Raw genomic sequence first — 5,863 nt, 5'->3', positions numbered from 1 at the left:
GGTGGTGGTACAGGAAGAACTCTTCACCCAGATAACATGGCTGCTGGTCCAGCTTCATACGGTATGACTGATACTATGGGAAGAATGCACTCAGATGCACAATTCGCAGGATCATCATCAGTTCCAGCTCACGTTGAAATGATGGGATTAATCGGAATGGGTAACAACCCAATGGTTGGAGCTACTGTTGCTGTTGCTGTTGCTGTTGAAGAAGGAATGAACAAATAATAGATATACCAATGCTTTGCGAAGATTAGAATCTATTATAAGTCTTTAAATAATAATGAGTACACGTTATGTAAAATTAACATTTGCATGACGTGTATTTTTTTTACGTCCTTTTTTAGATGTGAGTATATGAAAAAGTTAAAAATTAACTTGAAAAATGATTTGAAGTTCAAAGATGGATTTAGTGAATTTATTTATAATTGTAAAGTCAGAAATTTACGGGAAGGTACCATCAAATATTATCAAGAATCTTATATATCAATTATTAAATATCTTGATGAAGATATTTTAATTAAAAATATAAATAAAAAAGTAGTTGATAATTTTATTGTTGAATGTAAGAAAAATAAAAACATAGGAGATCAAACTTTACACACATATACAAGAGATTTAAAAACAATTCTTTATTTCTTCATGAAAATGGATTATATGAAAAGTTTTAAAATAACATTACCTAAAGTTGATAGAGTTGCAATAGAAACTTATACAGATGATGAATTAAGAAAGTTATTGGTTAAGCCTAACTTAAAAAAAATGTACATTTGCAGAATATAGGAACTATTGTATTGTATGTATGTTGTTGAGTACAGGAATAAGATTGTCTAGCTTAATAAATATAAAAATTAGAGATTTAGATTTTGATAATGATGTTGTTAATATAACACATACAAAAAATAGAAAACAATTAATAATACCTTTAAACCAAACCATGATTAAAACATTAAAACAGTATCTAAAAGTTAGACAATTTAAAAATATAGATGATTATTTATTTTGTAATGTTTATGGAAAACAACTTACAAAGTCTACTATGATATCTGCAATATATAACTATAACCAAAATAGAGGGGTAGAAAAAACCTCAATTCATAAATTTAGACATACATTTGCGAAAAAGTGGGTTTTAGAAAATAAATCATTAGCTGTTTTACAAAAGGTATTAGGACATTCTAGTTTAGCTATTACAGAAAATTATATAAATATTTTAATATCAGATATAAAGAAAGAAATGAATGATTTTAATATACTTGAGGAATTTAATCAAGATTTTATAAGAATGCCTAAAAGTAAAAAAAGATAAAAAAATAAGAGTCCATCTCACCTGACTCTTATCAAAACTAAATATAGTTTTATAAACTTTGCATATCTCATAAATAAATATAACAATAAACCAATAATATTATTATATTTCAAAAAAATTATGTGTGCAAGGATTTATTTCCTATACCCTAAATTAAGTATAGGTTGAGTTGTTATGTACTATGCAACTTCTATAAATAAGATAGTAGGTATAATAGAGCCAATACAGAAAGTTTATTCGGTTACTTTTATAATATACATTTATAAAGTATGACTTAAGTCTTAGTGAAACTTTGTTGAAGATGTTAAGTCTAAGGTAAACAATATTTACTATGACAAAATAGAACGGTTTGAGGAGTACCAGTAGCAATTTAAATTACTACAAATAAAGAGACATACAGAACAATAGAAATATTGGACAAGTAGGGGTACAATTCTTATTTGATGTATGAATTAGTTGAAATACTAATTACTAATGTATTATTACCAAGACCATAGGTTTAAAGTGGCGAGGCTCTAAATACAGAAGTATAAGAGTTGGTAATATAGTTGTCTTATTGATTTTTTAATGGTCGACAGGATAACTATATACATTTTGAGGATAAGCGAGAAGTATAACGCCTTTGGCACTAAAAAGTCAAGTTTATATATCATTAAAATATTTTGTTTAATCAAAGTGGGGAATAATGGTATAATATTAAAGAAAGAGGGTTATAGATAAGAGTTAAATAAAAATTAAGAAAAATATAAAAAAACAATAGATAACACTCAAGAATATGTAGGTGAAGGAATTACTTTTGCTGTTAATATGGCACTATCAGATTCAACAGGTATATATGGAGCGGTGGCTAAAACCGTTTGGGGTAAAAGCATACAATCATTAGCTGAGAAAATAGACCCTTGTCAATTGACCGAATGGGAAAAGAAAAGGATTGAAAATTGTATGACTAGTTCTATAGAAAGAATAGCTGAACGCATAAATAATGGAGATAAGTTACAAGAAGATGGTTTCTTCAAAGAGAAACCTAATGGGGAAACAGATGCAGAAGAAGTTTTTGAATCAATAGTAGTAGCTAGTCAGAGAGAATCACAAGAAATGAAACAAATTTTTTATGGAAATATGTTAGATAATGTTGGATTTGTTGACTATTTAGATGCTGATGAGTTTAAATTTTTATTAAAAGTATTTGAAAAATTAACTTATAGACAATGTTTAATATTAGCTGTATTTTATATGAATTATATTCAAAAGGATAATAATATAGCAACAGTATTTAAGGAATATAACCCTATACAAGGTGGAAATATAGAAAGTAAACAATGGATTTTTTATCAAGAAATTTTAGATTTATACTAAAAATCGTTGTTATTTGATGGAAAAATACTATTTAATATAACTCAATTGATCCCAAGCGATATATATATACTTATGGATTAGGTGAACAAATCGTATTATTAGCTGGATTAGATAAAATTGTTGAAAATAAAAATTTAACCACAAAACATTTGGAGGATTTTAAAAGTATATTAGAAATGGTTGCTGATAGTGAAAATGCTAATATTTTTATAAAAAACAATTCAATATTTATAGAAGATAAAAGAAGTTTTAAATAAAAACAAAAAATTATGCGAAATGTATATTAAAACAGAGGAAGAAATAAATATTCTTACTGAATATAAAAAAGAAAATAACTAAATAAACCAAATAACTAACAAGGAGTCTATATTATTCTAGGCTCTTTTATTATGGAGAAAAATAGATAATGTAAATTGAAGTACAATAACTCGGTACTTTATCTATAATTATCTTTTTAGTATTTTTAAAACCTAGTAATAAAGCCATTCTTAGAATTAATTTAAATAAAAAAGATAAAATACCGAGAGTTTAAAGATAAAATACTGATACTGTACTTGAAGTTACATTTTCCTAAAATTGTTCCTAAATTACTCCTTAATGAATCTAAAAGTCCTAAAACAGTCTCATTTACTGTTTATACATAATTTGTTAAAATATAATTATAGTAAATTATGGGAGGAAGAGAAAAATGAGTTTTCCTATAAAAGGGAATAATATAAGTTCAGTAATGCAAAGAAAACATTTAAATGACCGTAAAAAAGCTTTAGATGAGAGAGATACTAAAATAGATACAAGGAATGATGAAAAAAATAGTTCTGAATTTATTGAAATTTATAGATATAAAAAATATAGATTTAGAATTATAAATGAAGATGGAATTTATAGAGCAGTTTCACCTTTAATAGTAGTTGGGGATAAAGATTTAGAAGTATTGAAGAATGAAAAAATTTCAGAGTATGTTGAAAATGTAATTAAAAACAGAGGGAGTATTTATTAATGAATAAGTCTGATAATATATTAAAAAATTTAGTGAAGATTTTATAAATAAAAGAGATAAGGTGTTTTTTATTTCAGAAGATGGAGTAGAAAATATAGAAAAAGATTATGATGAAGAACTTAGAAATAGCTTAATGAGTGTAAATACTTTTTTAGAACATAGAAATACATATGGTGATAAATATTGTAGATATTTTATAGTAGAAAGATTTGTTGTAGATTCACATAATAATTTAATATTGCAATTATTATTGTAGTAAATAATTGTAAGGGAGTCGTGAAACACGACATCCTTACATATATAAATATAAGGCTCATAGAACGCTTTATTTTTGTATTAGACTTAATAATTTATTAACTAAAGCAAAATAATTAAAATTAGAGCTATTTAACTACCAAGGAATGCGTATTAAGAAGATATAAAAAATAAAAAGCTAGAACCGTAATTAATTGCTATATAAGTATTAATTGTTTTTAACTATGTCATCTGTTTTAAAAGAGTTGTAAGATTGTTGTATTATAGGATTAAATAGTTTTTCGTATTTTTTAGGGTAAGTATAACTAAAAGATGTATTCATGTCTTTTTTAAGTTTAACGAAATAACATGTAATAATACCATTTCCTTCTGATGATACACAAACCCAATCTTTCCCTTTAGCTTTATATGTTATTTTGCATTTAGAATTTATAGATGTATCTGTTAAAATTTTATATATATAATCTACTGAATAGCTTTTATTGGTTTCAGGATCAATGTAAGATTCATCACAATTAAATTCAAATTTAATTAGATTAGTAGAATCTGTAAATTGAAATCCAGCGAAATTAACAGGAATAAATTTATTATTTAATTTTAAGAAGTTAGGATATTTGATTTTTCCGTAGGTAGCTATTACTTCATTGTATTTAAAATTATCTATATTAGGCTTTTTAATTTTTAAATCTCTAACTATAAAACCATATAAATTATTTTTAGAGTCAATATACAACTTATCTTTGGAATAATTACCTAAAAATTTTAAAGTATTATTAGAAGTTTCTTTAGTTTTAGATTCAGTATTATTTTTACTTGATTGATTATCTGCATTTGAGGTTTGATTTTTAGTTTTTTTAGGTGTGGTTGCTTCAGTCTGTTTTGATTGTTCAGAATCTACTTTTTTAGGATCATTGTTAGCTTTTTCTACAGTTTGTTCAGGGGTTTCTTTTACTTCTTGTTTATTAGTGCTAGAATCTTCAGATGTTTGTTTAGTAGGTTCATTAGGTTGTGTATTATTACACCCGATAAAAGAAGATGTAGTTATTATAAATGTTAAAGTTAATATTAGTAATTTTTTCATTAGAGTACCTCCTTAATTTATTAACTAAATTTTAAAATTTAGTTAATAAAAAAACAAAATCTATCCTTAAAAAAAGACTAGAGCCTATTTTGGGAGGTTATTAATACTCATCTTCTACAACCTCAACAATGTCTTCTACTTTAACTTCAAGAGTCTTACAGATTAAATCTAAATGTTCTTTTACTATATGTTTATTAGATTCATTATAATATGCACTAATTGTGTTTTTTGATTATACCAGTTGATAATAATATGCAAAATATTAAAAAGGAGATAAGCTTGTTGTAAATAATAAATTTTCAGACTATAAAATGCAGAAGGGTATAGTTAAGGAATTTTATAAGGATTTAAATGGGGATAATTTAGTTGTAGTTAAGATAGGAGTTCAAGAACTAACATGTTACGATTATCATTTATATTATTATTTTATTAAAACAGAAGAAGAAATTATAAATTTTGATTTAGATTTTGCAATTAGATTGATAGATCACATGAATAATAATTTAATAAAAATAGTTGAAGAAGGAGAAGAAATAATATCAAAAATTATATTATTTAAAGAAATTCTAGACATATTAAAAGATGATGATATGAAAGAACGATGTATATGCTGGGGAGAACAAGCACATAGTAGGAAGAGTATTCATCCAATTTTCTATGAAAGATATAGTTTCAAGTGAGTAATCTGAAATTCGTTTTCCTTTCGGGATAAAACGCCTAATCAGTCCATTATGACGATCATTTGTACCTTTTTCAAATGAAGAATATGGGTGAGTGAAATACACTTTAGTTTTTGTTTTTAGTTCAAATTCTGATAAATCAGCAAATTCAGAGCCATTATCAGCAGTTATACTCTTAAATACTT

10 protein-coding genes are annotated in these 5,863 nt (G+C 25.1%); 7 read left to right on the top strand and 3 right to left on the bottom strand.

Translation table 11 applies throughout. The features are described from left to right. The 6 genes from Q1K13_RS05480 to Q1K13_RS05455 form a co-directional block, all read left to right on the top strand. Nucleotides 1–228, top strand: a 228-nt coding sequence (locus Q1K13_RS05480) for a GGGtGRT protein (protein ID WP_300348298.1), incomplete at its 5' end; no start/stop codon positions are given. A gap of 129 nt (nucleotides 229–357) precedes the next feature. Beyond that, complete coding sequence (locus tag Q1K13_RS05475) at nucleotides 358–783, top strand: phage integrase SAM-like domain-containing protein (RefSeq protein ID WP_300348296.1); 426 nt, start codon at nucleotides 358–360, stop codon at nucleotides 781–783. A gap of 43 nt (nucleotides 784–826) precedes the next feature. Next, nucleotides 827–1,309, top strand: coding sequence for a tyrosine-type recombinase/integrase (locus Q1K13_RS05470; RefSeq protein ID WP_300348293.1), 483 nt, complete (start codon nucleotides 827–829; stop codon nucleotides 1,307–1,309). A gap of 807 nt (nucleotides 1,310–2,116) precedes the next feature. Then, nucleotides 2,117–2,665: a hypothetical protein gene (locus Q1K13_RS05465; RefSeq protein WP_300348291.1), complete on the top strand. Its 549-nt coding sequence runs from the start codon at nucleotides 2,117–2,119 to the stop codon at nucleotides 2,663–2,665. 688 nt (nucleotides 2,666–3,353) lie between these two features. Next, complete coding sequence (locus Q1K13_RS05460) at nucleotides 3,354–3,662, top strand: hypothetical protein (protein WP_300348289.1); 309 nt, start codon at nucleotides 3,354–3,356, stop codon at nucleotides 3,660–3,662. 61 nt (nucleotides 3,663–3,723) lie between these two features. Next, nucleotides 3,724–3,918: a hypothetical protein gene (locus Q1K13_RS05455; protein ID WP_300348287.1), complete on the top strand. Its 195-nt coding sequence runs from the start codon at nucleotides 3,724–3,726 to the stop codon at nucleotides 3,916–3,918. 207 nt (nucleotides 3,919–4,125) lie between these two features. On the opposite strand, the gene Q1K13_RS05450 is transcribed toward Q1K13_RS05455, so the two are convergent. Further along, a complete protein-coding gene (locus Q1K13_RS05450; RefSeq protein WP_300348285.1) occupies nucleotides 4,126–4,998 on the bottom strand; it encodes a hypothetical protein in 873 nt (290 codons plus the stop codon). A 100-nt stretch (nucleotides 4,999–5,098) separates the two neighbouring features. Continuing rightward, nucleotides 5,099–5,218: a helix-turn-helix domain-containing protein gene (locus tag Q1K13_RS05445; protein ID WP_300348300.1), complete on the bottom strand. Its 120-nt coding sequence runs from the start codon at nucleotides 5,216–5,218 to the stop codon at nucleotides 5,099–5,101. A gap of 91 nt (nucleotides 5,219–5,309) precedes the next feature. Here Q1K13_RS05445 and Q1K13_RS05440 point away from each other — a divergent pair, with 91 nt between their 5' ends. Further along, on the top strand, nucleotides 5,310–5,678 hold the full coding sequence (locus Q1K13_RS05440; RefSeq protein ID WP_300348302.1) for a hypothetical protein: 369 nt from the start codon (nucleotides 5,310–5,312) through the stop codon (nucleotides 5,676–5,678). Here the strand turns inward: Q1K13_RS05440 and Q1K13_RS05435 are convergent. Next, nucleotides 5,574–5,863 (bottom strand): IS30 family transposase (locus Q1K13_RS05435; protein WP_300348283.1); only part of this gene is annotated, 290 nt, incomplete at its 5' end. The genes Q1K13_RS05440 and Q1K13_RS05435 overlap by 105 nt on opposite strands.

Source organism: Clostridium sp. (assembly GCF_029267215.1).
Classification (GTDB): Bacteria; Bacillota; Clostridia; order Clostridiales; family Clostridiaceae; genus Sarcina.
This window is presented reverse-complemented; position numbering and strand designations above follow the sequence as displayed.